Here is a 22,694-nt window from a genome sequence, read left to right as displayed (position 1 = left end):
ACTCCAACGCCGTTCCCGTGACCAATGTCCGCTTACGCTCCTCCGTCGCCCTAGACTTACCGGTCTGGTAACGGCCCCCGTATTTGCCATTGCCTACGGGCTACGACCCTTTGTGGCGCAAATCACCTCATCACGCGCGCAGCGGCATCGCTTCCACCCTGATCACCTCGGACAAATCCCCTTCACCGCGGTGACGGCACCTCAAGCGAATCGGAACGCCGACTTAGGCTCCGGGGACTTAGCGCACCCAATCCCGCTCTCGTAATGGCTTTCCTGGTGCGGCGGCGGATCTTCCACGATCAACCCGCAAGGGGTCCGCTAGCAAGCTGCGGCCGCTTGGCTGAAGCCTGCGCGGTGATCGCGACCGCCGCCGCACACTGACGGAGCCATCGAGCGGGAATTGGCCCGCTCCAAGATGGAGCCCTCAGATGTCGCACGATCTCACTCTCGCCCAGAAGGTCGCCTGGCACCTCGCCCGCACCCTCATGGCCCCGGTGGTCCTCTTCCAGGTCGACGACGAATACGGCGTGCTGCCCGCCGACGAGCTCGACGACGCCGACGTCGAAATCCTGTTCGAATACGATCCCTACAGCGGCGGCCGGTCGGTTCATTGAACCGACCTTTCTCGGGACCGCATCGAGGCGGCGCCCAGCGCCCGCCTCGCTTCTTTTCTGCGCCTGCTCCCGCCCCCGTCCTGCCCCGCGGTCCTGGCGGAGCCGGTCGGTCAGCGCAACGGCTTCGCCGTCCTCCGCTCCGCTCCGGCCTTGCAGGTGCGCGGCCCGCCATCCTGCTCCGCCCAAGCGGACCCCATGACGGGGCCGCGATCAGCGCGGCCTCCAGAACTGGAGGTTCATGAAAATGAGCAGGAAAGAGAAAGCGCCGCGCATCGACATCTATGCGCGCATCACCGATCATATCGTCGCGGAGTTGGAGAAGGGCGTCCGCCCCTGGATGCAGCCGTGGCATTCCACCAACGCCATCGGCCGCGTTACGCGGCCGCTACGCCATAACGGCCTGCCCTACAGCGGCATGAACGTGCTGCTGCTGTGGTCCGAGACCATCGCGCGTGGCTACGCCATCCCGATCTGGATGACGTTCAAGCAGGCCCTCGAGCTCGGCGGCGCGGTTCGCAAGGGCGAGACCGGCTCGATGGTTGTCTTCGCCAGCCGCTTCACCAGGACGGAGACCGACGCTGCTGGTGAGGAATTCGATCGCGAGATTCCGTTCCTCAAGGCCTACTCCGTTTTCAACATCGCGCAGATCGATGGCCTGCCGGACCATTACTACGGGCAGAAGGCAGAACCCGTGCGCGATCCGATCGCGCGCATCGAGCATGCCGACCGGTTCTTCGCCAATACCGGTGCGGTGATCCGGCATGGCGGCGACCGCGCCTACTTCTCGCCGGCGACCGACCACATCCAGATGCCGCCGTTCCAGACCTTCCGCGACGCTGCGTCATATGTGGCGACCCTGAGTCATGAAGCCACGCATTGGACGTCGGCACCGCATCGCGTAGACCGCGATCTCAGCCGCCACGCCAAGGATCGCAGCGAGCGTGCGCGCGAGGAGCTGATCGCCGAACTTGGAAGCTGTTTCCTTTGCGCCGATCTCGGCATCGCACCGGAGCTCGAGCCCCGGCCCGATCATGCGAGGTACCTGGATTCGTGGCTCAAGGTGCTCGCCGAAGACAAGCGAGCGATCTTCTCGGCCGCTGCCCAGGCGCAGCGCGCCGTCGCTTTCCTGCACGGCCTTCAGCCGGCGGCCTCCGAAGCACGCGAGGCCGCATGATGTTCCACGCACCGATCGTCGGCGGGGAGGGTCACGGACCTTCCCCGATTATCTGCATCGCTCGGCCGTGCCGCTCGATCAGGCAGATCTGTCAACGCTGGCAGATCACGGTCAGCTCGATCGGATGAACGAATGCGAGGGCATGTGCGGCGTCTGACACATGCTTCTGTTCGAACTGAGCCAGCATTTCCTTTCGGAAGCGTCCTCTTCTGCTTGATGGTCCGTGACCGGCTCTGGTCTTGGAATGCGTGGCATCAGGAGATGCGAGGGAACCTTGCCGCCATATCGTGGAGACCGGCATGCGAGGCGCGTGGACAATCAAGGGCGCCAGGTCGACAACAGTGTTCGGCGACGCGATCTCGCGGTACTCCCGGACCTGGCCGATCACTGCCACGGTCATCGGTGATAGAGCTACCCGACCTTCATCGAGGGAGCCCGTCACCCGCAACGGCCCATGCCGACACCGGTTACGCGGCATGCTTTCGCACCAGCGATACCATCAATGCCGAACTCCGACACGTGGGCCAGTCGGTCCTTCAGCAACCTTGCACCTGGCCAACCCCTCTGCGGCTCGATGAGGCATGTCTGACCGGAAACCGGCTACGCCTCGATCGTTCTCCCGCAACGGCCATCCGCAACTTTCTTCCCCTGCCGGCTTCGCCGCCTTTCCTCGCGGACCAAGAAAGCCGCTTCCGGCCGCCCTCCATTGCATTCCGGCCCTGGCGGGTGCGGTCCGATCGTCTCCGGTCTGTCGACTGCCATCGAGGCCGCGAAGGGCGCGGCCCGAAACACAAGGAAAGGAACATCACCATGGCCACCATCGGCACCTTCACCACCTCCGCCAACGGCTTCACCGGCACAATCAAGACCCTCAACCTCAACGTCAAGGCGCGCATCGAGCGGGTCGACAATCCCTCCGACAAGGGCCCGCACTTCCGCATCTACTCGGGCGCCGTGGAACTGGGCGCCGCCTGGCAGAAGACCGCCAAGGAAACCGAGCGCGATTACCTTTCGGTAAAGCTGGACGATCCGAGCTTCCCGGCCCCGATCTACGCCACCCTGATCGAGGTGGACGGACAGGAAGGCCTCCAGCTCATCTGGTCCCGCCCGAACCGTGACTGATCGGCTCCGCAGCGGCCCCGTCAACCAGACGGGGCCGCTTCTGCGTGTCGAGCGGCAATCCTCGGCCGATAGCCGCGCTGCCGCTTGGTGCGCAGCAATTGCAGGAATAGGCCGACTGCCTCACCCTCGCTGTCGAAGGAGTGCTGGACCATCCGTCCGCGCGTCCCGATCCGTCCCCAACGGCGGATCAGGCATGTCTGACCGAACAGCGTCTCATCGAGCGACATGGCGTAGAACCGGGCCATGTTCCGGCTCGCGTCCATGCGTTCGATATAGAGGCGATAGCGTTGCGCAACCATGCCAACAGCATCGCGCAGGCGGAGTCCGCTGTCCAATGACAGCTTTGAATCGCTGGACCCGGATCGATTCATTCTCGTGATGGGTCGTTGGACCGGCACACGCCCCGAGGCGCCGAGGTTGACAATATCGGCTTCCTGCCAATCGGTGCAGTTCGCGAACCGGGGCAGAGCGGTCAGCCGTTCAACGCATCCTTCACCGCCTTCGCCGGCGCGAAGGTGAGCTTTCTCGAGGCGGCGATTTTGATCGTGGCGCCGGTCGACGGGTTGCGCCCCTCACGCGCCGGCGTGTCCTTGACCTTGAACTTGCCGAAGCCCGGTATGCTGGTTTCCGCCCCCGATCGGGCGGCGTCCGAGATCTCCTTAAATACGCTTTCCACGATAGCCTTGGCCTGCGCCTTGCTCAGGCTCTGCTCCGCGGCAATCTTGTCGGCGATTTCGGTTGTCGTCGTCATGATCTGCATATCCTCTGCTGCATCATCCTCGCCTACCTATGGCAATCACAACATGCCAATGGAACTCACGGAGCGTAGGGTTTCGTCGGCAATCCACTGGAAATAGCCGCGGATACCAATTTCAGGATCTTCCATGCTCTGACAAGAGGCGGATGCACGCCAGCAGCTTCCGAAATCTCCAGGCGGCATCTCTTCTCACCGCGCGCTTGCGCCACGTCAGCGCCTGGAGCTTCTGCCCTCCAGTTCGTCATATCCCCCCGCAGCCCCATAGGGGTCGCTAGCCAGCGTCACGATGATCGAAGCACACGCCGTTGGTCGACCAGTTAAGGTCTCGACGATGTAGCCGACGAACTCCTGGAGTTGGCGAAATCGTCGCAAACGGCGCGTCAAGCGCGAAGCGGGTTTATCAACCGCGTGGTAGGTTCCGTCCGCATCGGCGGGCAGAATGCCCCGTCGATGTTCCCAAGCACCCGTGACCGTGGCTTGAGCGCTGTCAAGGTCGCGAGGATCTGCGCCGCAGATCAGCGCGCCGCGAAGCGGTTGCCTTGACAGCGCGAAACGCGGTCACAGTTTTGGCAGGCGGTCGGCGTGCTTTTCAAGAAAATCGTTGATTGCTTCAACATAGTAATCGTTGACACGTCTACCCTCCGAAGCAGCGAGCAGGCGCAGGCGCCGCTTGTCTTTGGCGGCGATATAGACGGTCGTCGGTTCCTTCTTGTCCTCCCGGAGCGATTTTCCGGCGACAGGATCGCGTTTTTCGCCCTCTTCCTTCACCTTGCGGATATCCGTGCCGCTCAGCTCCAGTTTCGGGCGATTGAGCTTGGGAAGTACAGCCCGAGCCGGCTGCATCACGCTCAACAGAGCGTCCTTCTTGGCGTTGTCGTCCATCACGTCACTCCGCTGCGGCCGACCGATTGGCGGCCTCAATCACGTACTGGACAATCTCGGCAAATATTGCCTCGGATTCGACAATGGCTTTCGGGTCCACCCGGCCGCCCGCGTAGAGCGTCGCGCCGGTCTGCATGTCCTTGTAAGCAATACGGTAGGGCATTTCCTCACTGGCAATTCGTGTGCCGTCTTGCTGGATGATCTCGCGCAAGTCGGCAAGCGCCCTTGCCCGCTTGTCGATGACGGTGTTGTTCGTGAAGACATACATCACCGGCAGGGCAAAGCCGCGATTCTCGGCGACCAGGGGAATGTGCCCGTTCACAAGCTGATGAGCCGCGGTAATGTCGTCCATGGCAAGATGCACCGGTACCACGGCGATATCGGCAGCAAAAAGCGCTGCGGTCAGTTCGTCGTTGGTCTTGCCTTCGGTGTCGATGATGACCAGCTTGCCCTTCCTGTCCTGTTCCTGGCCGAGCGCGAGGATGTCGGTCGGCGTGGTGACTGCCACGATCTCCAGATTTTCGGGCTTGTTGCCGAAGCGGTCGAGCAGCATGGACCAGCGATCGATGTTCTTGCGCTCGTCAGCGTCAATAACAAAAACACTGTGGCCATGGTGCGCGGCGACACTTGCCAGGGCACGCACCAGCGTCGACTTTCCAACGCCGCCTTTTGCCACGGCAACAGTGATGATCATCCCGTACGTCCTTCGCTGACAGCGATATAGCGTTCTGAATTATAACGTTGCGGCGCTGCAATTTTCAAGCGAGTTGATACTCTAATTTATGGCGCTGCAGAGCCGTAGCGGCATGACGTTATGCCGCTGTTAATTGCAGCGTTGTGCCGTCGTGACGCTGTGCCATTGTGATGGTGTGTTGATATGCTGCTACAATGGCATAGAGTAATACCACTATAGAGCTAAAGCATCGTGCCATTATAAACGATGTATACGCAGCAGCGCGTAGGAGGAAAATGAATGCACCCGAAAGCGGCGCATGTGTTTCTCTTGTTTTTCCCCCATGTTTAAGGTATTTCTTCTTTGGCAGGATAGCGAGATTTGTGGAACAAATCCCTTTTGCGCGCCCGCTTTGCGGGCTTAGGTCGGAAAACATGGGGAAAAATAAGACCGTGCCACGCCAGGGCGTCAGCTACGGAGAAGTCGTCAGGTTCCGCGTCAGTGCCGACGAAAAGGCGGCCCTCGCCGCCGTCAGCGAGCGCGAAGGCGTGCCGGAATCGGAGGTCATCCGCCGTCTTCTGCGCACGGAAGCGGGGCTGTTTCTGCCGGTGGCCGATGTCGATCGACCAGCTATTGAAGGGCTGCAAGAACAGTTGCGCAAGATCGGCGGCAACCTCAATCAGGCAGTTCGCGCCATGAATGCCGGCCGCGTCGGCTATGAACCAGCGCTCGCCAAAAGCCTCACGGCACTTCTCGGAATGATGCAACCGATGAACAAGCGGCTTGTGGAAATGGCGCGGCCAGCCCGGGCACGACGGAGCCCGGATCAATGAGCGGGTATTTCACCGAGCTGGCGCTCAGCATCGACGAGATGCTTGGCGACAACGCGCTGGCCGTCGAGGCAGGGATATCAGACGAGCTGTCGGAGGCAGAGGAGATCCGGCGACGGGCCTATGCCGCTACTATGGCCGCCTGGGGCTCGCCGCCGGCGGAACTTGGCGCCGGCAATGCTCCGGCGACGCGATCGGCCGGGCGTGCTGCGGGGGCAGGCAAAGGCAGCGCTAAAGTTTCGTCGAGGCAGCGGCCAGCCGCGGCGGCGGACATCCTGTCGAAAGCGAGAGTCGCCGCGCCGGCGGCCGTGAAATTCGCTGCCACCGGAATTTCGACGCCAAACGCGCCTGCAGCGCCGCTCACGGTGCCGGCAGCAGTTGCCGGCCCGAACGACTCGGCAACCATCACCGCCGCTCTACGGCCGTTTACAGGGCAAAATGACCCGATCGCGGTTTTCACCAAAGTCGCAGCACTTGCGGTCGCCAATGACGAGGATGAAAGACGGCGACGAGGAGGGGGTGGCAGTGGCGGTGGCAGTGGTGGCCGACCGGTTCCGACCGCCGTCGCAAAGACCACGCGCGGGTCTAGCCATGCGCAGGCCATCGCGGCGCGCGCGGGAATCGCGGCCGGCGCACAGCCAGCCGTGTTCAAGGTCATTTCGACGGCCGGGACGAAGGGAGCTGCCGGCGCCTTGCTCGAATATCTCGGCACCAGGCCCGATGAAGACGGCAAGAAACACGATATCGAGGTTTTCACGAACTCAGGACTCAGTGTCGAGTCCCGCGAGCAACGGCGGTCGCTTCTGGAAGAGTGGCAGGAAGACTTTCGCGAGTCATTCCAGAACACGAATTTCGTCGAGGTCGACGTCGAGCTCTCCGGCGATCCCGGCCGGGATGAACTGCACGATGCGTTGAATGCCGCATTCGGCAGCAAGCCCTTCGTCTATGCGCGCGCCGGCAGCACCGTAAAAGTCTATGCCTACACGGGCATGAAGGCAGCCGCGCTGGCGAAGGCGCTGCAGAAAGTCGACCACGAAAACGGCAGGGGAGGTGTCCTGCAGCGGGCGGATGACGGGATCACGGCCCGGTTGAACGACGCGGGCGTCGTCGGCAAGGCCGAGATCAAAGCCGCCGTGTCGACCGAAAGAGGCGGGCAATATTTTCTGCAAAAATTCATTCGCGCCAATGCCGGCGTGATCAAGTCCGATGGCGAAGAACTGTCCGCTGGCCAGCGTGCGGACAAGGCCGCGCAAGCGCTTTATGCGTCGTGGAAGGCGGATTTCAAGACGGTGGAGCCGCGCAACGTTTTTCACGTCGTCTTTTCGGCCAGGGCCGGCACAGGCGCGCGTGCGTTGCTGAGGGCGGCCGAAGATGTGCTCGCCGAAAAGATTCCGGACCACAAATGGGCTATCGCCCATCATCCGGAGACCGGGCACGTCCATGTGCACGCGATGATCCTTGCGCGCTCGGAAAGCGGCCGGCAGCTCAATTTCAGCAAAGCGGACCTTTACGACTGGCGCGCAGCCTACGCCGAAAAAGCCCGCGAGGAGGGGATTGCCATGGTGGCGACCCGCCGCATGGACTTCGCCGCGTCGCGGCCCTTCAACCTGCGCCAGGCCGGTGTGTACGAACGATCGAAGCGGGATACGCGTTACTCTGTTTCGCCGACCATCGCGCAGCGCGTCGAGGCGAAGCGGCAGGCCGTTTTCGAGGCAAAGACCATCGCCGCCTATGGAGCCGGGATTGCGCGTGGCTGGCGGCTGACCGCCACCGTGATGCGCGGGGCTATGCCCGGGTCGCAAGCGGACGCAGGCGCTGCAGCATTTTCGGCTGCGATCGCCGAGGTGGCGGCCGTTCAGAGGTCAGAGCTTCCAACGACGCCGACGCCAAGCGGGGAGGGGACACCGCTATCGTCGTCGGCCGAAAAATTTGATACTCTAATTGATCTGACCAACCGTATACAGGAGATCATGAGCATGGAATTGTCGCCGTTGGAACTTCGCCGAAAGATCGCGGACGTGAACAAGGCCTTTGATCGGATCGACGGCTCCTTGTCGAAGAGGGAGGACAAGCAGGAACTCGCGGGCATACGCGAGGAAATGAACGGCCTCTTGAACGAACGGCTGAATGACGTGCGCGTGCAGGCGGCTACCGGCGGGACCGGGGCCAGCGACACGGTGCGCGACGAAGGCCGCTCTCTTCGCGAAAAAGAGCAGCAGGCCAAGACACAGGACCCCGCGAACGAGCAAAACCCACGGCAGCCCGACAAACGCGCCACGCCGGGCTCCGCGCCGGGAAAGAAGGCCGAGCAGCAGGCGGACCGTGTCGAACGGCAAAACCGCGACACGCAGCGCTCTTTGGACGATGACCGGGAGCGTTGAATAGCGGGGTGGCAGGCTTCCAAACGACGGGAGTCGATCCCATTACGGACAATCCCTGATGGGAGGTCAAAGCAGATCTCGGGCCATGAAGGACGAGCGGAGCCTGTTGCGTCAGCCGTTCCCACGCCAAAGAGGCGCAAACAGGTTCGCTAGGGCCACATCATCGAAGGTGTCGCCGCTCCCGCGATCGACGTTGCGCCCTGACGGCGAGGGAGCAACTCTAGTTTGTTCTTCGATTTCCCATTTCCGTTCCTGCGCAACTTCACGGGCATTGCGGAGGACGGCCTCCGGTATCGAGGCACGCTTCGCAAGGCGCTCCAGCGTCTCAACATGCTCGTCGATCGTCGACTCGGAGTCTATCTGCTTCACCACCTCGCGAACATCGCGGAACTCGCGACCTATTGCATCGGTTAGGGCGTTCTGGATCCGCGGTCCGAGCCCATCCCGCCACTCCTCTTCAGCCTCAACAAGCCGCTCAAGATCTTCGGAATTGAGGGAGAAGTCCTCGATCAGCTCGACGGCGCCGTCCTCGATGATCTGTGCTATCGAGGCCGCCTCGTGCAGCATGCCATAATAGTCCGTGTCGCGAAGTTTGGTGATTATGGCGAGCAGATCGCCGCCGTCGCGCCAGCTGTCCCATCCCTGCACCGGGAATGACGCAAGTGCCTGGATCAGTTCGACGTATCGCGCATCACCGCAAGCGAACCACCAGTCGATTAAGAGCTCGATGCGATCTGTGTTTGAAAGACCGTCCGCACTGAAAGACATGCTGTATTTAGTCTCGACGCGCTTTTGCACTGGTAGGCTCAAGAACGCTTCAGCTACTCCGCGGAAGCTGGCTGCTAGCGCGGCCAGATCGACGGAGCCCGGCTGCTCATGAATGCCAAGACGTCGACTGTGCTGCCAAACTTGGCGGGCCCATTCCGTTCGCTTGGCGGCGCGTGCGGCAAGCTTGAGCAGTGTCAGATCATCCAGGTAGGCGGACAGGTAGTCCCTAACGGAAGGATTCACGAAGGAAACCGCGCTGCCGCGGATGCTGATGAAACCGCCTTCTAGGATTCTCAGCGAGTCCTCGAAATCTTTCGGGTCCTGGGATGCGCCGTAGTTCCGGGAAAGCTCGGCATGATAGGCATCGTAGGCCTCCCGCAGAACGTCGATTGTCTCCCCAAACTGGTCGCAGAAAAACAGCGTCATCAGCATATGTCGGCACGTGGTCGGGATATGCTTCCGAAATGGCAAGTCCCAGAGCTGGGTGGGGTTGTCCAGGGCAGCAAGGAACGTTGCCGGATAGCTAGTCGCGTCTTCATCGGCGATCCGGCTGCCCTCAGTCATGAGGGCGATCAGGCGCGGATTGTAGTTCTTATGATCGATGATCCGGGGCAGCTTGCCGCTTTCGATTAACGCATCGATATGAGTCTGTGGCGTGCCGGTAACCAACAGGTGGTTGTAGAGAATGCGCGCCTTGATCCGTCGCGTGTACACGCCGACATCAAGTAGATAGCGGCTGATATCCAGTTGCTTGTCCGCCAGATGTTCTGAATGGCGTTTAGCTTCCTCGAAAATCGGTGCCCGCGTGGTTAATATGAACCGCCCGTTCGGTGACTTCCGCACGCGCTTGATGAACCGCGCCAAGTCAGAGTCCATTCTTGAAAGGGCGCTCTTGTCGAGCGCTACGCGACCCAGGAAGTCATCAAAATAAAAGACCTGCTTGCGGGTGTCGTCGATGCCAACGAGACCGTCGTCGAGGCCGCGAATCGCCACCAAATCCCAACCTTCTGCCATATGGGCATAGACGAGCATCTCCGCCAGCGTGGTCTTCCCGACACCGGGTGGACCGCAGATGATCAGAACATGGTGCTGGTCGAGTTTGACTCGAGCGTCGTCGAAGCTGGGATTGGGTGCATAAACGCGGACCTTCTCCTCGATTTCCTCACGTGTCATCGCGTTGAAGCGATGTGAGGCCGCACGCAGGATACACTCCAGTACGGCGGTTCCGGACAACCATAGCTTCAGGTGGGATTTCTCAATATCCGGATATGCCCGGAGCAGGCCATTGAGGTCATGCGGACCGAATACGTCCGCCTCGCCAAGCAATGCAGGACCGATTATTCTCGCCAGTTCGGCCTTCGTCGTTGGCGTCAGCTTGCAAGATGTTGTCAGCACGTACCGTTGCGGTGCCAGCCGGTCAATGGAAGTGCGCTCGCGCGCCATCGTTCGTTTCAGGTCTGCAACTCGCGAGCCGGCATAGTGCTTCGCCTGCAGAATAATCTTTACCGGTCCAGAGGCGTGCCGGCCGTCGATGCCGCCATCAGGCCCTTGTGTGAACGCCTCGAAGCGCACCTGAAGCTCCCGGCCGATAAGATCCCGCGAAAGATCTTCGAAGTCAGCGCCGGAAAGTGCCGAAAAATCGTATGCCATTACGTCTACGCAACCCTCCTGTCGATAACCGGAAGAATTGACCCGATGCAGACATCGGCTCACTGGGCCGTTGATGCCCTCTTTGGCCGCGCTGCCCGCTAGGCCGCAATGGCGCGATCTTCCTCGTAGCTCAAAGCCTGCGGTGTAGCGACGGCATCGCCATCGAAATTGCGCGTGATCTCTATCGATATCAGACTGTCGCCCGGGAACGCTGGGCTTAATTCTAGGGTGAGATAGTCGAATAAAGCCCGCTCATGGACGGCGACGACCAATTGCCGGCCCATACCTTTGGAGAAGGTGCGTAGCAGCGCCGCAAATTGCGCAATGTGGACGTCGTCCATCGACTGGACCGGATCATCGAGGACCAGCCAAGGCATCCTCGATGGCACCGAAAGGTGGAGAGCGAGAAAAAGGGTGAGCGCTGCCGTGTTCAAATTGCCTTGACTCAACATCGCACCTGGCGAACCCGACGCCTTGCCGGAACGATGCAACGTCTCGAGCACGGCCTCGACCTTGCCGCTATCGCTTGCCGGCAATTTGAAAGTCGGCACAAACTGCTCGAACGGCGCAAGGCGCACGAACAGGTCACGCCAGACCGCGTTCAAAGAAGTGTTGAAAACCGCCTTGACGATGTCAGACCGCACCTTGTCGGCTGAATCGGCAAACTTCTTCGCATGGGCGCGGAAATCACCAATCTCAACGTCGGCCTTTTCGACGACGGTCAGGCGCGCAGCGATGAGGGCGTTCGCCGCTTTGAGGTCGGCGATTTGGTTGAGATCCTTGGCGTATAGTTCGAGCTCCGACAGCGCCCGGATCCGCAACGTAGTGACGCCTTCGGCAGCCACTATCTGTTGGGCGAGTACACGCTCTGCTTCCGCCAGCGCTGTCGTCACGCCGTCGAAGCTGTTTACCTGCCGCGCTGTAGTCCGCGCAACCACCGTATCGATCTCGGGAAGGATCGACGTCGATAACTCGTCGCGCCGACGCGCCAATGAGACGGCGTCTCTCGCCGCGGCGGCGTTTGCGATGAGTATAGTGCCTTGAGCGGCATCGTCCGCCATGGCCTTCAGTTGCTGAACGGCGCTCGCCATTTGTGCACTCCGCACCGTCAAATCGGCCTGATCTTCGGCGCCCAATTGGCCGCCCTTGGCGCTCAACAAATCACGCTGCGCGACTGACAAGCGACTGCTTTCCTCGGCTCGTTCATTAGCGAGAGATTGCAGCCGGCCGGCCTCACTGGTCAGCGACGCGATCTTAGCGGCGATGTGAGCCGACAAGGGCCCCTGATCCAGTTCGCCAAAATTGCGATCGCACACCGGGCAGGTCTCGCCGGCGACGTGGGGGGCGATGCCCGCCAATGCGTTGGCAAGGGACTTCGCGTCTTCCACTCCCGCGGAGAGCGCCCGGTTGAGTTCCTCGATGCGCGCCGTCGCGCGCTGAATGATGGTCTCGAGGGCATTTCGCCGGTCGGTGGCGGTCTTGGCACTCGCGAGAAGGGTGGTGCATCGAGTCACCTCCGCCTCGGCGCGCCTTAGCGCCGCCGAGCGCGCCTCTTCCGGTCCATCATCGATGGAAAGCAGGTCGGCGAAGCTGGCCCCAAGCTCGGTCAGGACCGCTTCTAGGGCATGGCCTTTCCCCACGCGCCAAGTGGAGAGCGCTTCGGCCGCAGACTGCTCGGCGCGTTCCTTGCCGGCACGGTCGTGCGACGCGTCTTCGGCGGGCAAGTTGCGCCACTGCTCGGTCAGGGCTTTCAACTCGGAGCGAACGCGGCTGAGATCTACCAACATCCGATCCTCGTCGCGCGCGGTCTCGAGCACCCTGCGCAGGGCTTCAAGCTTAATAGCGCCAGTGACGACCAGCGGGGCCGTGGCAGGAATCTGGGCCAATGTCGCATTTAGCGTAGCAAGCCGCCTTGCCGATGCGTCCGTGACACTGGTGATCGACTGTACGTTCGCGCGGGTTTCATTTTGCAGAGACGCCCGCAATGTCTCGAGCTGGCGATACGCCGGTACAAGATTGCGGACCCGCGCGACGTTGAAGGCAGGATAGAGACCGTCGACCAGGGCATCGAGTGGATGGAGTCCGAGCAGCTCCTTCACAAACAAAGTAAGCGGTGATGTCGTGCCGGTCTTCTGGTCGTCGTAAATCTCGAGCAAGCGCCCAAGCGTTGCTTGGGGCAAGTAGCAGCGTTCCGAAAAAAACCGCGCGTCCGCCGCGTCGAGCAGCGCCGTCGGCTCGAATTTGATGTCGCTAAAATCCAATGACCCGCCAACATTGCCGCCGGGCTTATAGGCGCCCGTCGTAGTGAGCTCGATCGAACCGCCATCTGTTTCGAGCGTCGTCAGATAGCTCTGATAGCCATCGCCGTCAGAGGCGAGATGGGCGATCTTGCCGGTGAGCGCGAGCTCGAGGGCCGACAACACGCTCGTCTTGCCCATGCCGTTCGAACCATGGACGAGCACAACCTGAGCATCGAGCGGAATGACGACCTTGCCCCTCAGGCTGCGGAAATTCTCGATCACTAGTGTTTTAAGCCGCGGGACCGTCATTGCTCATCCTGATCGTCTTCGAGGACGGATTCGACCGGAGCCTGGATTGCCGAAGCGAGCATCTGCTCCACGGCCATCTTGCCAGCTGGCGCGGCTCTCAGCAGCTCCTCTAAGAATGGTCCCGCTGCGCTCGCAGGGATGCTGCTACGCAGATCACCTTCCCAGTCGACAAGGGTTTTGACGGGTGGAGGCTGGGCAAGTGGAAGCAGGACCGACAGCCAGTCGCGCACCGCGTCGACGGCTTTCGGACCGAAAGGCGCGCCGACCGGCAAGACGCGGCAGACGCGGCTGATCGAGTGGATCGTTTCGGGTGAGGCCTGGCCGGATGTGAGCACCGCCGTGACCGAACGCTTAGATTGGAGAACATCGAGAGCGCGGGTGAGCGACAACACCTTCCTGATGACGATATCGTCGGGCGTATCGCCTTTCAGCTCGATGACGATGACGAGATCGTTAGCCTTGTCCCCGGCGACCAGGGCGTGCGCGAAGTCGAAGGACAGTGAACCAACCTTCAGCGGCCGCGGCAGTTCCCGATATCCGCCTTCGCCAACCAGGATTTGAACGACGCTCTCGCTAGTTGTCATATCGCGACTTCCGAGCGAAAATTAGCCTGCAACTCGGCCAGGCTCCCCGCATCCATCAGCATCGACCCGAAAGCCAAGTAGCGCGGACCGATTTTTCCATCCCGCAAGTTGGCCTTGGGGCTGCGCTGCTGACGATTGCTCACCTTTCGAGAGCAGATCAGCACCACGTCCGCATCGTCCTCATCGAAGGCGCCGCAATCCATGAGGTTCGTGATGTTCTCGTCATTGGCAGCGAAAAAGACTCGCGCTGTCCCATTCGGAGATGTCAGCCGAAGCGCGCCCGAACGTGGATCGGTTGGATCGTCCACCGCCGCCGTCCATTCGGCCGCCTGGTCGCCAAGACCGATCAGCCCAAGCGCCGCCGCCGCCTCGCGCTGGCCCGTTGCCACAGTCCGCGGCATACCCTTCATTTGATGGGGCGGCTCATTGTCGATCGGAAAATACATGGGCGTGCCGTCTGGGCTGGTGCCATTCTGCATTTGATGGCGACCGCGCGCGAGCCCAGCGGCAATGCCGTTCGCCAAGCTTAGCCGGTCGGCATTACCCGCCTCCGCGACACGATCACGCAGCCGCTTGATTCCTGAAGCGACCGCGTCATGGGCCGCGGCATCCAGCGCTGGCGCGTGCACGTCGCTCGCCAAAGTCTGAAGCTTGGCGGCGAGCACCGTGAGCAACAAGCCGAGTAACAGCGGCTTTCCATAGGCCTGTACACAGGCAGCCTCGCAGATCGCCGCGCGGTTCTGCTCATATACGTCATTGCCATAGGCAATATTGAGTACATCTTTCTGGTCGGTTCCTAACTCCTGCGCCGAAAAGACGATCGGCGTTGGCTGGTCGGTCCATTTCCATCCCTGCTGCGCGCCGACCTGGCCAAAGAGATGCTGAATATTCTTGTCTTGGGCAGACATTCCGATCATCAACGTCCGCGACCGCTGCGCAAGCGCCTGAAGCTGGTCACGAACGATCTTGAAGGTCCCGTTGCTCATCCACCCGGTAATTTGCGCCGCCCTGGCCACGAGCAGCGGCCGATAATCGTCCTCCTGCGCGATCGCGCGCAACGCGCAGCCATGAAACTTGTAAAGCACGGCTGCCGCCGCCGGTCCGCGCAGATCCTCGCCAGTGACGGTGATCCGAAAAAAGGTCTCGGGATAGCCCAGTTTGCGCATCGCGGCTTCGAGCAGCCCGTCCCAGTTGGCCGTGGCAAGTTCGGTGACGACGCCCTCGAGCGCAAGCATGCCAATAGCGAGATGCTCAGCATCCGCGTCCTGGCTCGCAAAGGTGTTCACAAAATCGAGGCCGACCCACAGCAGATAATCGAACTTCTCGGTGCCTACCTCGACCGATAGGACATCGGCATATTGCTTCCAGAGTCGGCTAAGCACGCTCGGCAGGCACGGCCAGTTGATGGCAGGCTGGCTGAAATCGATCGCGGCCTTTTCCTCCGCGGATGGCGCTGCCATGCCGAGGACCTTTTCCAAGGCCTTGCGATAGGCACAATCCACGTCCGCCGTTGCATTGCCGCGCAGGAACTCGATCAGCTTGGCGAGCACGCCATCCAGACCGACCACGCGATCGCGGGAGATACCGGAACCGAGCCAGAGCGCGTATCCGCCCTCAACGACGCCCTGGCTCAGACCAATGAACGTCCCGTCGAGCAGGTCAAGCGTTTCCTTCACTGATATCGTCGCAGCCGTCGGCAATGATCCCCCTCCGCTCCGCACCCCGAGGAGCGGCCCTTCGCCATGATCCAGCTGATCGAAAGCCCTCCCCTCCGACCGCCTCCTTTTGCGGCACCATGCCAGAACAATGCTGGAACATAAACCCACAAAAGGCATAGTTACAGAGGTAACCCGGTCGTTTGCCAAATGTGACTGCTACCGTGACGATTATCAGCAGGAGGTCGCCAATGGCAGGCTCAGGCTACGTCCGCCTTCGTGCCGCGGTCTAATGACGGCTCATGGCGCTCCTTGCTCGTTCCGATGGACGGGACGAACCGTACTTTCCAGCCCCTTCTGCGACCTTCCCGCGCGATGGATCGCTTGGGTCGCCAAATCTCATTTCGCGCTACACTTCACTTGTGAATTTGACAAACGGACCGATGATGTACCAAGGGGAATGCGATATAGGCAGGTGCGCGATCGCTGGCATAGCGGGGCGGTCGCGACGACGATAAGGAGCAGTCGCTATGCCGATAAAGCCGCCGCTTGATCCTGATGTCGCGGACGAGGCGCCCAAATCCCCGATGCTCACGGGCTATGACGAAGAACACTTTGTGACCTATCTGCGCTTGCTCGACGCAGCGGCGGAGGATGCCGATTGGCGCGAAGTGACGCGTGTCGTACTGCATATAGATCCTGACCGCGAACCGGACCGGGCACACAGAGCTTGGGAAACCCATCTGGCGCGGGCGCGCTGGATGACGACGACCGGATATCGGTATCTTTTTCAAGGCGGCGCGCCGCACTGACTTTGCAGGTCTTGACTAATCAACGCCCTGCAAGGCCATCTCAAGATCGCGCAAGCCGGCGGCGGCTTCCGATTTATTGGCCGCCTGCGCGGTGACCTTCGCGACCCGGCTGAGTGCCTCCGCAAGCCTTTCCTGTGCTTCTGTGGATACTGCGTCGTTTCGCCCGGCGGCGCGTGTAACTGCAGCCAAGTCAGGCGTGTTCCGAGGTAGGGGCGGGCGACTGGTTGATGGTTTAGGGCTCGCTGCAACGTAGGTCGTCACGCTGATCTGACGCGCCGGCGGGGGAGGGCGTCTGCCGGCCTTGGCCGCGAAAACGGCGCCTCGCGGCCGCGTCGATGCCGGCGCCGCTTCACTCGCCCGCGCAAACCGCGGCGGAACCAACATGTCGCCAAAACCAGCACTCGGTTTTGGTGCTGCTTTCCGGCCGGCATCCGGTTCTGTGTCCACCTTGGCGGCCGCCGCCTTGAAGACCGGAATCGGCATCCAGGCACGTTTCGACAGCTCAGTATCGGCAAAGTAGAAATTGCGCGTGCCAAAAATCGCATGCGAGCCGCGAGGAAGGATGATGCATTTGTTGCGGCTCATGGTGCGGATCTCGTCAGGGCGCATCAACGGTCGACGAACCTCCTTCACGTGAACAGTGCGCGCGTGATGCATGTCGAACATCGTCGCTTGCGTCTTGCTGACATCCTTCTGGACTTCCATGCGCTCGCCCAGGGTGTCGGAAATGTATTTCAGGTCTTCGGCGTCTTGCGCGCCGAAAAACACCTGGACACGTGCGGAGTTGACCAGCGTCTTACGGCCTTCCTCGCGATAGATGGTGTCCACCGACTTGAGCGACTGTACAAAGAACCAGGTCGGCACGCCATAGCCGCCGAGGATGGTAGCCGCTTCCATGACGTTTTCGAGTTTCCCGAGGTTCTGGAACTCGTCGAGCAGGATCAGGACGCGGTGCTCACCCCGCCCAGGCAGCTCTTTGGCCATAAAGTTCATCAGCTGCGTAATCAGGACGTTGAACAATGGCCCGATGGATCGGATTTGCTCGATGCGAAAGTCCAGATAGAGCGAGACCTTGTCCCGCTTGAGATTGCGGATGTCGAACGTGCTCTTGTCGGTGGCGCGCAAAAGCCGCTCGTTCATGAACGGGTTTAGGCCGGTTCTCACGCTGCCGAACAGGCCGGAAAACTGCTTGTCCGACATGTCGGCATAGCTGGCGAGCATCTGCAGCGTGTAGTCGGAAATTTCCCGCGCTTCCTCGTCGCGGAGTGCCTGAATCCATTCCAGGAACGGCCGATCGGCGCCATTCATGATGCGAAGCGCCTGGCGCAGCGTTCGCTGGCTGTCCTCGAGGCGGGGCGTTTCCATGACGTAGGAGATCACCCCGGCAAAAAGCATGCGACCGTCGTCGATCCAATAGGTTTCGCCTGCCGTCGGGCGGGGAAAGAGCGCGGCGGCGATGTTGCGGATGTCGATGTCGCGCTGGTCGGTGTCGAGGCTAATGAAATCGAGCGGATTATAACATTCCGTCTCGCCTTTTTCGTCGGCCGGCGAGAACCGAATGACCTTGGAAAAGGTCGAGCGATAACCCGCTGTCGCCTGATAGGTCTCGCCGCGCATGTCCAGCACGACAAGCGAATCCGGCCAGAGCAGGGCGTTTGGGATAATCAGCGCGGCGCCCTTGCCCGATCGCGGCGGCCCAACCACGAAGCCACCGACGTCGTCGCCATCAACCCATAGCTTTTTTCCGCCTACGAGCTTCGGCTTGGTCAAGTGCCTCTTGTTGGAACCGCGCTGGGTGAACGCGCCGATGACGTTCACGAGGCTGCCGCCAGCTCGGCCGATGAAGACGCCGCCGCGTTTCGTCAAACCGGCTCGATTGACTTCCGCCAAGCTAAGAAACCTGGCGTCATTCGATGCCTTGCGCGTCATCAGCACGGTCATGACAGCCAGCACCATCACGCCAATGAGCGCCAGGCCGGCCGCATAAAGCGCTTGCTGATAAAGGCCGAGAACGGCGACATTGGCGTAGGCGCGGCGCAGCGTGGCAAAAGGATCCCGGTCGAGATCCTGGATCAGGGCGAAGGAGCCCGTCTCGTACCAATGGACGCCTGCATAGGCGATGGCGAAAAAAACGACGCCCACGGCCAAGACCATGAGCGTCACGACTAATCCCTTGATGACCTGCACCATTACGCCCTCATTTGTCGCCTTCCAGGATCAGCCGAGGCGCTCGGCTTTTGTGAATTTGACCTCGCTCACCACCCGCCGTCCGGCATCGCGACGCGAGAGCTGGACGACGATCGGGATCACCTCTTTCAGGTAATCCATGATCTCTTCGCGAGAGAGCTTCACGCCGCCCTGCATGACCATTAGCGCCAGACGTTCATAGGCCGCGCGCGCCGAATTGGCGTGCACCGTGGTCAACGATCCGGGGTGTCCGGTGTTGATCGCTTGCAGAAAGGAAAACGCTTCCGCGCCGCGCAATTCGCCGAGCAGCAGTCGGTCCGGTCGCATACGCAACGACGCCTCGAGGAGGCTTTGCGCGTCGACCTTCGCCAGGCCTTGGTCGCCTTTGGAGGAGAGCAGGGCGACCGTATTCGGCGTGACGGGCTTCAGCTCGCGCGTATCCTCGATCGTGATGATCCGTTCGCTCGAAGGAATTAACTTTAGCAAGGCGTTCAAGAAGGTCGTCTTGCCGGTCGAAGTGCCGCCCGAAACAACGATCGACACGCGATTCTTGACCGCATGCTCCAGGAATTTCATCGGATCAGAGCCGCCGATCAGCTCAACCAGTTCCGTTTCCTCTTCCGACAAGCCGAGCTCATTGCCCATGCGCGTTTCTTCGAAGGCGCCGCGCTTGGCGTAGTCGTCGACGGTCATATCCATGATGACCTGCTTGCGGATCGAAATCGCGCCGCCGTCCGGTGCCGCCGGCGGCAGCACGAATTGAATGCGCTCGCCGCTGGGGAGTGCCGCCGACAGGATCGGCTTTTCTTCATTCACCTGTTGATTGGTCGAGCTGGCGACGAGTGTTGCGAGGTTGCGAATCCATTTCTCGGTCAGCCTGGCGTCAGCGATCCGCTCCATTTCCTTGGCGCCAAGCCGCTCGACAAAGATTTCGCCCGGCCTGTTGACGGAAAGCTCGGAAACATCGTCCTGCCGTAGCAGTTCGTGAAGCGGTTCCAGTTCCATTTCCAGAATGGGGAACTTGGCATAGGGGCTCGACGATGCGGCCGGCGAAGCGACGGCCGGGTGTTTGATCATGTTCATTTGGTCACCGGGGGTGCTGCCGGAAACCAATTGTCCTTCGGCGTCATGTAGAGGGGAACAGGGTCGATCGCGACACGCGGCTTGCCGCCGCGTTTCAGCCTCGCCAGCTCTTGCTGGACCGGATCGGCGTAGAGCTCCGAAAAATCGAGATCGCGCCGCACAAAAACGATCACTGACGTACCTTGGTCGACATAGATCGTCGGCGGGATGTTGCGCGAATCCTCGAAAGCCTCCTTGGCCAGTTCGGTCATTGTGCTTGCGGAGCGTTCGATCGCGATCTGTCGGGCTTCCTCTTCCGTCCTCTCCGGATCGATCGTGATCGTTGTCACCTCGCCGGTGATAGGATCGACACGGGTAATGGTCTCTTGGCGCCGGCCGCCGCTAGGGTCGGCGAGCGCCGAAAGGTATTCCGCCGCACCGCCAACGATCGACAGCACGATCGCCGAGCCGAAGCGCTCCAGCCAGTGCCGATCGACACGACCGGCCATGCCACCACGGCCAAGGCTGTCAGCGCCAGGCGAACCGATGTTGACCGACACGCCGTCGGACCGGATCATCCGGTTCCAGACGATAAAAACGCGCGTTTGGCCGCGAGCAATGCCGGACTTGTATTCGCCTGTCAGCCGCGACCCCTTCGGGATCAACACGCGGCGGCCGTCAAGCGAATAGACATCCTCGCGAACGATGGCCCGTACCATGCCGGGCAGGTCAGTGTTGATCGCCGTTTCAAGAAAACCGCGGATCATGGTGCCCTCGGCAATCAGGGCGTCCGTACGGTTGTTCTTTCTCGCCGTCGCCTTGGCGTTCCGACTGACCTCGGCCTGGGCGAGGAACGCCTTGTTGGGGTCCAGGTCTGCCCCGGGAACAGGAACGAGCTGCCCGTCGCCGGCGATCGCCGCGCCCGCTTCGCCCGCCGGGGCGTCCTGTTCGCCGTCGGTGACGATCTGGTTCGAACGAAGACGCTCCCACAGCGCCTTTTCTTCTTGCTCCTTGCGCTTGCGTGCCTCCTCCGCCAACCGGGCTTCTTCCTCCCGGCGACGGGCCTCTTCTTCGGCTAGCCGGCGGGCCTCGGCTTCGCGCATTTGCTGTTCAAGCAAACGGCGCTGCTCCTCGAGATCGACGCCTGGCGCGACCGTCTGGTCGACGTCGGCCGACTGTTGTGGCGGCGGTGTCTGAGGAGGCGGAATGACAATCTGGTCTTGCGGTGGCAATGCCGTCGCGGGCGTCGCCGGCTCGCGCGGCTGAAAAGTCGAGGTCTCGAAAGCTTCGTCCTCGTTCGATGTCGCGTTCCGGTCGGACGGCCCGCTCGGCCAATTGATATACAACAGGCCACCGGCCAGAAGCAGCCCGATGCCGGCTATGCCGAGTTTCGTGCCCAAACCTGCACTTCGCCGGGCAACGGGGCTACCACCGTCGAGCTCATGATAATCTATGTCCGACATCAGCGGCTCCTCTGATCGAACCGCCCGCGCTCGCTCTTGTTGTCGAGTTTCGACGGGCCATAAATGTCTCCAATCGGATCCGGCAAGCGCTGCGATGGGGATTGACGGTTGTACAGGCACAACGTCTTGTCGCCGGCCCGCAGGGTAAATTGCTGTGCAACCTTGTCGACGATCGTGTATTCGCCTTCGGTGCGCAGATTCACCAGGGACTCACTGCCTTTAGCCTCGACAACGAAGATCGCCGGCACGTCGCCCGTGAATTGCAGGAACATTTTCGTTCCGTCATCGAACACGACGCGCGGCTTGAGCGAGTCATCACCGCGATAGGCATAGTCGTAATTCAGCATCGACGGGTCGATGTTCTTTAGCGATGGATTGCGGACGCTTTCTTCGGCCTGGGCGAGGAGCCGCGCGTTCACGTCCTCGTCAGGGTATTTGAAGCGAACATGGAACGATGCCCGCAGGGACGGTTCGCGCGAGCCGACCAGGAGCAGAGAATAGACCCGCTTGTTGGTGACGATATTGACGTTAGTCTCGGCCTTTTCGACCAGCGGCTTGACGAACAGGATGCCCGATCCCTTCTTCGGGACGATCGACCAACCGATCGTGTCGCCGGCCGAAATCGTTTCGATTGCTTCCGTCGGGCTCAGCTGGATCATCGTCGAGACGCCGATCGCCGCCTGGACCGTCACGACATTGTCGTTGTTGAAGGTGACGTAGCGAATTCGGTTGTCGCGCGACAGCGCCGGGCCTGACAACGCAACGCAAAGTGCGGCCGACAACGCGACCGTTCTCAGCCGCCACCTCATTGGACCGTCCTGTCGGCCGGTGCGGCCTCGGGCAGCGATTCCTGGTCACGCCGGTATTCCGTGATCTGGAAGCCCAATGGATTGTCGAACCGATACTCGTTCTTGAGCGGCGTGCTGGTGTAGCGGAATTTGACGACCGCCACCCAGTGCTCACGCCGCGTCGTGTTCTGCCGTTTCTCTTCGGTCGAAAGGCGGACCGTTGCCGTCGTGCGATTCAGGAACGACACCGACTTCACCGTGACGCTGATGGTCGTGTCGGTCCCGAAGCGCTTGTCTTTGGAGTTCGGATTTGAGGGCGTGAATTCCCGCACGAGATCTTCGGCGGCTGCTCCGGTCGAATAGAGCTGCGCCAGATCGAAATTCGATTTGATCATGCGCGGGTCATAGGTCTCGCGCGCCCTGATATAGCGCACGATGTTCGCCGCCGTGACCGCTTCATCCTGGGCCAAGTCACCCGGTTTCAGGGCTCGCGCAATTTCGAGGTAGCCGGTCGTCTTGTCGACAGCGACCATATAGGGCTCGTATTGCTTGAGCGGAAAAAGCAGGACGAGCGCTACCAGTGAGAGAAGCGCCATGACGCCGAAGACCCCGGCCAGCAGCCAAGCGAATGTTCGGGACCGCCGTAAACGGCGATGGGTGTCGTCTTCCCACGATTTGCCTTGCTGGTAATAACGCTGGTCGACCAAGCCAGTTTCAGTCGGTTCGTTTGACACTTTAATTTA

19 protein-coding genes are annotated in these 22,694 nt (G+C 61.2%); 6 read left to right on the top strand and 13 right to left on the bottom strand.

The genetic code is table 11. The features are described 5' to 3' along the window. The first annotated feature begins 428 nt into the window (after positions 1–428). The 3 genes from NKJ00_RS22360 to NKJ00_RS22350 all read left to right on the top strand — a co-directional run bounded on the left by NKJ00_RS22360 (position 429) and on the right by NKJ00_RS22350 (position 2,910). Positions 429–614 (top strand): hypothetical protein, encoded by a 186-nt coding sequence (locus NKJ00_RS22360; RefSeq protein WP_352631230.1) that lies wholly within the window; start codon positions 429–431, stop codon positions 612–614. Positions 615–858: 244 nt separating this feature from the next. Next, a complete protein-coding gene (locus tag NKJ00_RS22355; RefSeq protein ID WP_352631228.1) occupies positions 859–1,788 on the top strand; it encodes an ArdC family protein in 930 nt (309 codons plus the stop codon). 810 nt (positions 1,789–2,598) lie between these two features. Beyond that, complete coding sequence (locus NKJ00_RS22350; RefSeq protein ID WP_352631226.1) at positions 2,599–2,910, top strand: DUF736 domain-containing protein; 312 nt, start codon at positions 2,599–2,601, stop codon at positions 2,908–2,910. Positions 2,911–2,930: 20 nt separating this feature from the next. Here the strand turns inward: NKJ00_RS22350 and NKJ00_RS22345 are convergent, their stop codons facing one another. The 4 genes from NKJ00_RS22345 to NKJ00_RS22330 all read right to left on the bottom strand — a co-directional run bounded on the left by NKJ00_RS22345 (position 2,931) and on the right by NKJ00_RS22330 (position 5,243). Continuing rightward, the gene (locus NKJ00_RS22345) at positions 2,931–3,245 is read right to left on the bottom strand and encodes a WGR domain-containing protein (protein WP_352631224.1); all 315 of its coding nucleotides are present in this window, start codon (positions 3,243–3,245) and stop codon (positions 2,931–2,933) included. Between the two features lie 137 nt (positions 3,246–3,382). Then, a complete protein-coding gene (locus tag NKJ00_RS22340) occupies positions 3,383–3,661 on the bottom strand; it encodes an HU family DNA-binding protein (RefSeq protein ID WP_352631222.1) in 279 nt (92 codons plus the stop codon). A gap of 564 nt (positions 3,662–4,225) precedes the next feature. Then, on the bottom strand, positions 4,226–4,549 hold the full coding sequence (locus tag NKJ00_RS22335) for a hypothetical protein (RefSeq protein WP_352631220.1): 324 nt from the start codon (positions 4,547–4,549) through the stop codon (positions 4,226–4,228). A gap of 4 nt (positions 4,550–4,553) precedes the next feature. Next, the gene (locus NKJ00_RS22330; protein WP_352631219.1) at positions 4,554–5,243 is read right to left on the bottom strand and encodes an AAA family ATPase; all 690 of its coding nucleotides are present in this window, start codon (positions 5,241–5,243) and stop codon (positions 4,554–4,556) included. A 275-nt stretch (positions 5,244–5,518) separates the two neighbouring features. Between NKJ00_RS22330 and NKJ00_RS22325 the strand changes: the two genes are divergently transcribed. Beyond that, complete coding sequence (locus NKJ00_RS22325; RefSeq protein ID WP_352631217.1) at positions 5,519–6,055, top strand: MobC domain-containing protein; 537 nt, start codon at positions 5,519–5,521, stop codon at positions 6,053–6,055. Between the two features lie 38 nt (positions 6,056–6,093). Then, complete coding sequence (locus NKJ00_RS22320; protein ID WP_352631215.1) at positions 6,094–8,433, top strand: relaxase/mobilization nuclease domain-containing protein; 2,340 nt, start codon at positions 6,094–6,096, stop codon at positions 8,431–8,433. Positions 8,434–8,544: 111 nt separating this feature from the next. Here the strand turns inward: NKJ00_RS22320 and NKJ00_RS22315 are convergent, their stop codons facing one another. The 4 genes from NKJ00_RS22315 to NKJ00_RS22300 form a co-directional block, all read right to left on the bottom strand. Then, positions 8,545–10,851 carry an nSTAND3 domain-containing NTPase gene (locus NKJ00_RS22315; protein WP_352631213.1) on the bottom strand — a complete coding sequence of 769 codons (2,307 nt, stop codon included), beginning with the start codon at positions 10,849–10,851 and terminating at the stop codon, positions 8,545–8,547. A gap of 98 nt (positions 10,852–10,949) precedes the next feature. After that, positions 10,950–13,400: an AAA family ATPase gene (locus tag NKJ00_RS22310; RefSeq protein ID WP_352631212.1), complete on the bottom strand. Its 2,451-nt coding sequence runs from the start codon at positions 13,398–13,400 to the stop codon at positions 10,950–10,952. Then, positions 13,397–13,984: a hypothetical protein gene (locus NKJ00_RS22305; RefSeq protein ID WP_352631210.1), complete on the bottom strand. Its 588-nt coding sequence runs from the start codon at positions 13,982–13,984 to the stop codon at positions 13,397–13,399. Before NKJ00_RS22305 ends, NKJ00_RS22310 begins: the two co-directional genes overlap by 4 nt. After that, on the bottom strand, positions 13,981–15,684 hold the full coding sequence (locus NKJ00_RS22300) for an SIR2 family protein (RefSeq protein ID WP_352631208.1): 1,704 nt from the start codon (positions 15,682–15,684) through the stop codon (positions 13,981–13,983). Before NKJ00_RS22300 ends, NKJ00_RS22305 begins: the two co-directional genes overlap by 4 nt. Before the next feature lie 485 nt (positions 15,685–16,169). Here NKJ00_RS22300 and NKJ00_RS22295 point away from each other — a divergent pair, with 485 nt between their 5' ends. Beyond that, positions 16,170–16,451, top strand: a complete 282-nt coding sequence (locus tag NKJ00_RS22295) for a DNA -binding domain-containing protein (RefSeq protein WP_352631206.1) — start codon at positions 16,170–16,172, stop codon at positions 16,449–16,451. Positions 16,452–16,466: 15 nt separating this feature from the next. On the opposite strand, the gene NKJ00_RS22290 is transcribed toward NKJ00_RS22295, so the two are convergent. The 5 genes from NKJ00_RS22290 to NKJ00_RS22270 all read right to left on the bottom strand — a co-directional run bounded on the left by NKJ00_RS22290 (position 16,467) and on the right by NKJ00_RS22270 (position 22,658). Beyond that, on the bottom strand, positions 16,467–18,641 hold the full coding sequence (locus NKJ00_RS22290; RefSeq protein ID WP_352631204.1) for a type IV secretory system conjugative DNA transfer family protein: 2,175 nt from the start codon (positions 18,639–18,641) through the stop codon (positions 16,467–16,469). Between the two features lie 27 nt (positions 18,642–18,668). Beyond that, positions 18,669–19,643, bottom strand: coding sequence for a P-type DNA transfer ATPase VirB11 (virB11, locus tag NKJ00_RS22285; protein ID WP_502906409.1), 975 nt, complete (start codon positions 19,641–19,643; stop codon positions 18,669–18,671). 74 nt (positions 19,644–19,717) lie between these two features. After that, a complete protein-coding gene (virB10, locus tag NKJ00_RS22280; protein WP_352631200.1) occupies positions 19,718–21,163 on the bottom strand; it encodes a type IV secretion system protein VirB10 in 1,446 nt (481 codons plus the stop codon). Beyond that, positions 21,163–21,972: a TrbG/VirB9 family P-type conjugative transfer protein gene (locus NKJ00_RS22275; RefSeq protein WP_352631198.1), complete on the bottom strand. Its 810-nt coding sequence runs from the start codon at positions 21,970–21,972 to the stop codon at positions 21,163–21,165. The genes virB10 and NKJ00_RS22275 overlap by 1 nt, the downstream gene beginning before the upstream one ends. Continuing rightward, on the bottom strand, positions 21,969–22,658 hold the full coding sequence (locus NKJ00_RS22270) for a VirB8 family type IV secretion system protein (protein ID WP_352631196.1): 690 nt from the start codon (positions 22,656–22,658) through the stop codon (positions 21,969–21,971). Before NKJ00_RS22270 ends, NKJ00_RS22275 begins: the two co-directional genes overlap by 4 nt. Positions 22,659–22,694 lie beyond the last annotated feature (36 nt).

It is taken from the genome of Mesorhizobium sp. M0227 (assembly GCF_040321855.1).
Classification (GTDB): domain Bacteria; phylum Pseudomonadota; class Alphaproteobacteria; order Rhizobiales; family Rhizobiaceae; genus Mesorhizobium.
The sequence above is the reverse complement of the archived record's forward strand: the minus strand, read 5'-3'. Positions and strand labels throughout refer to the sequence as shown.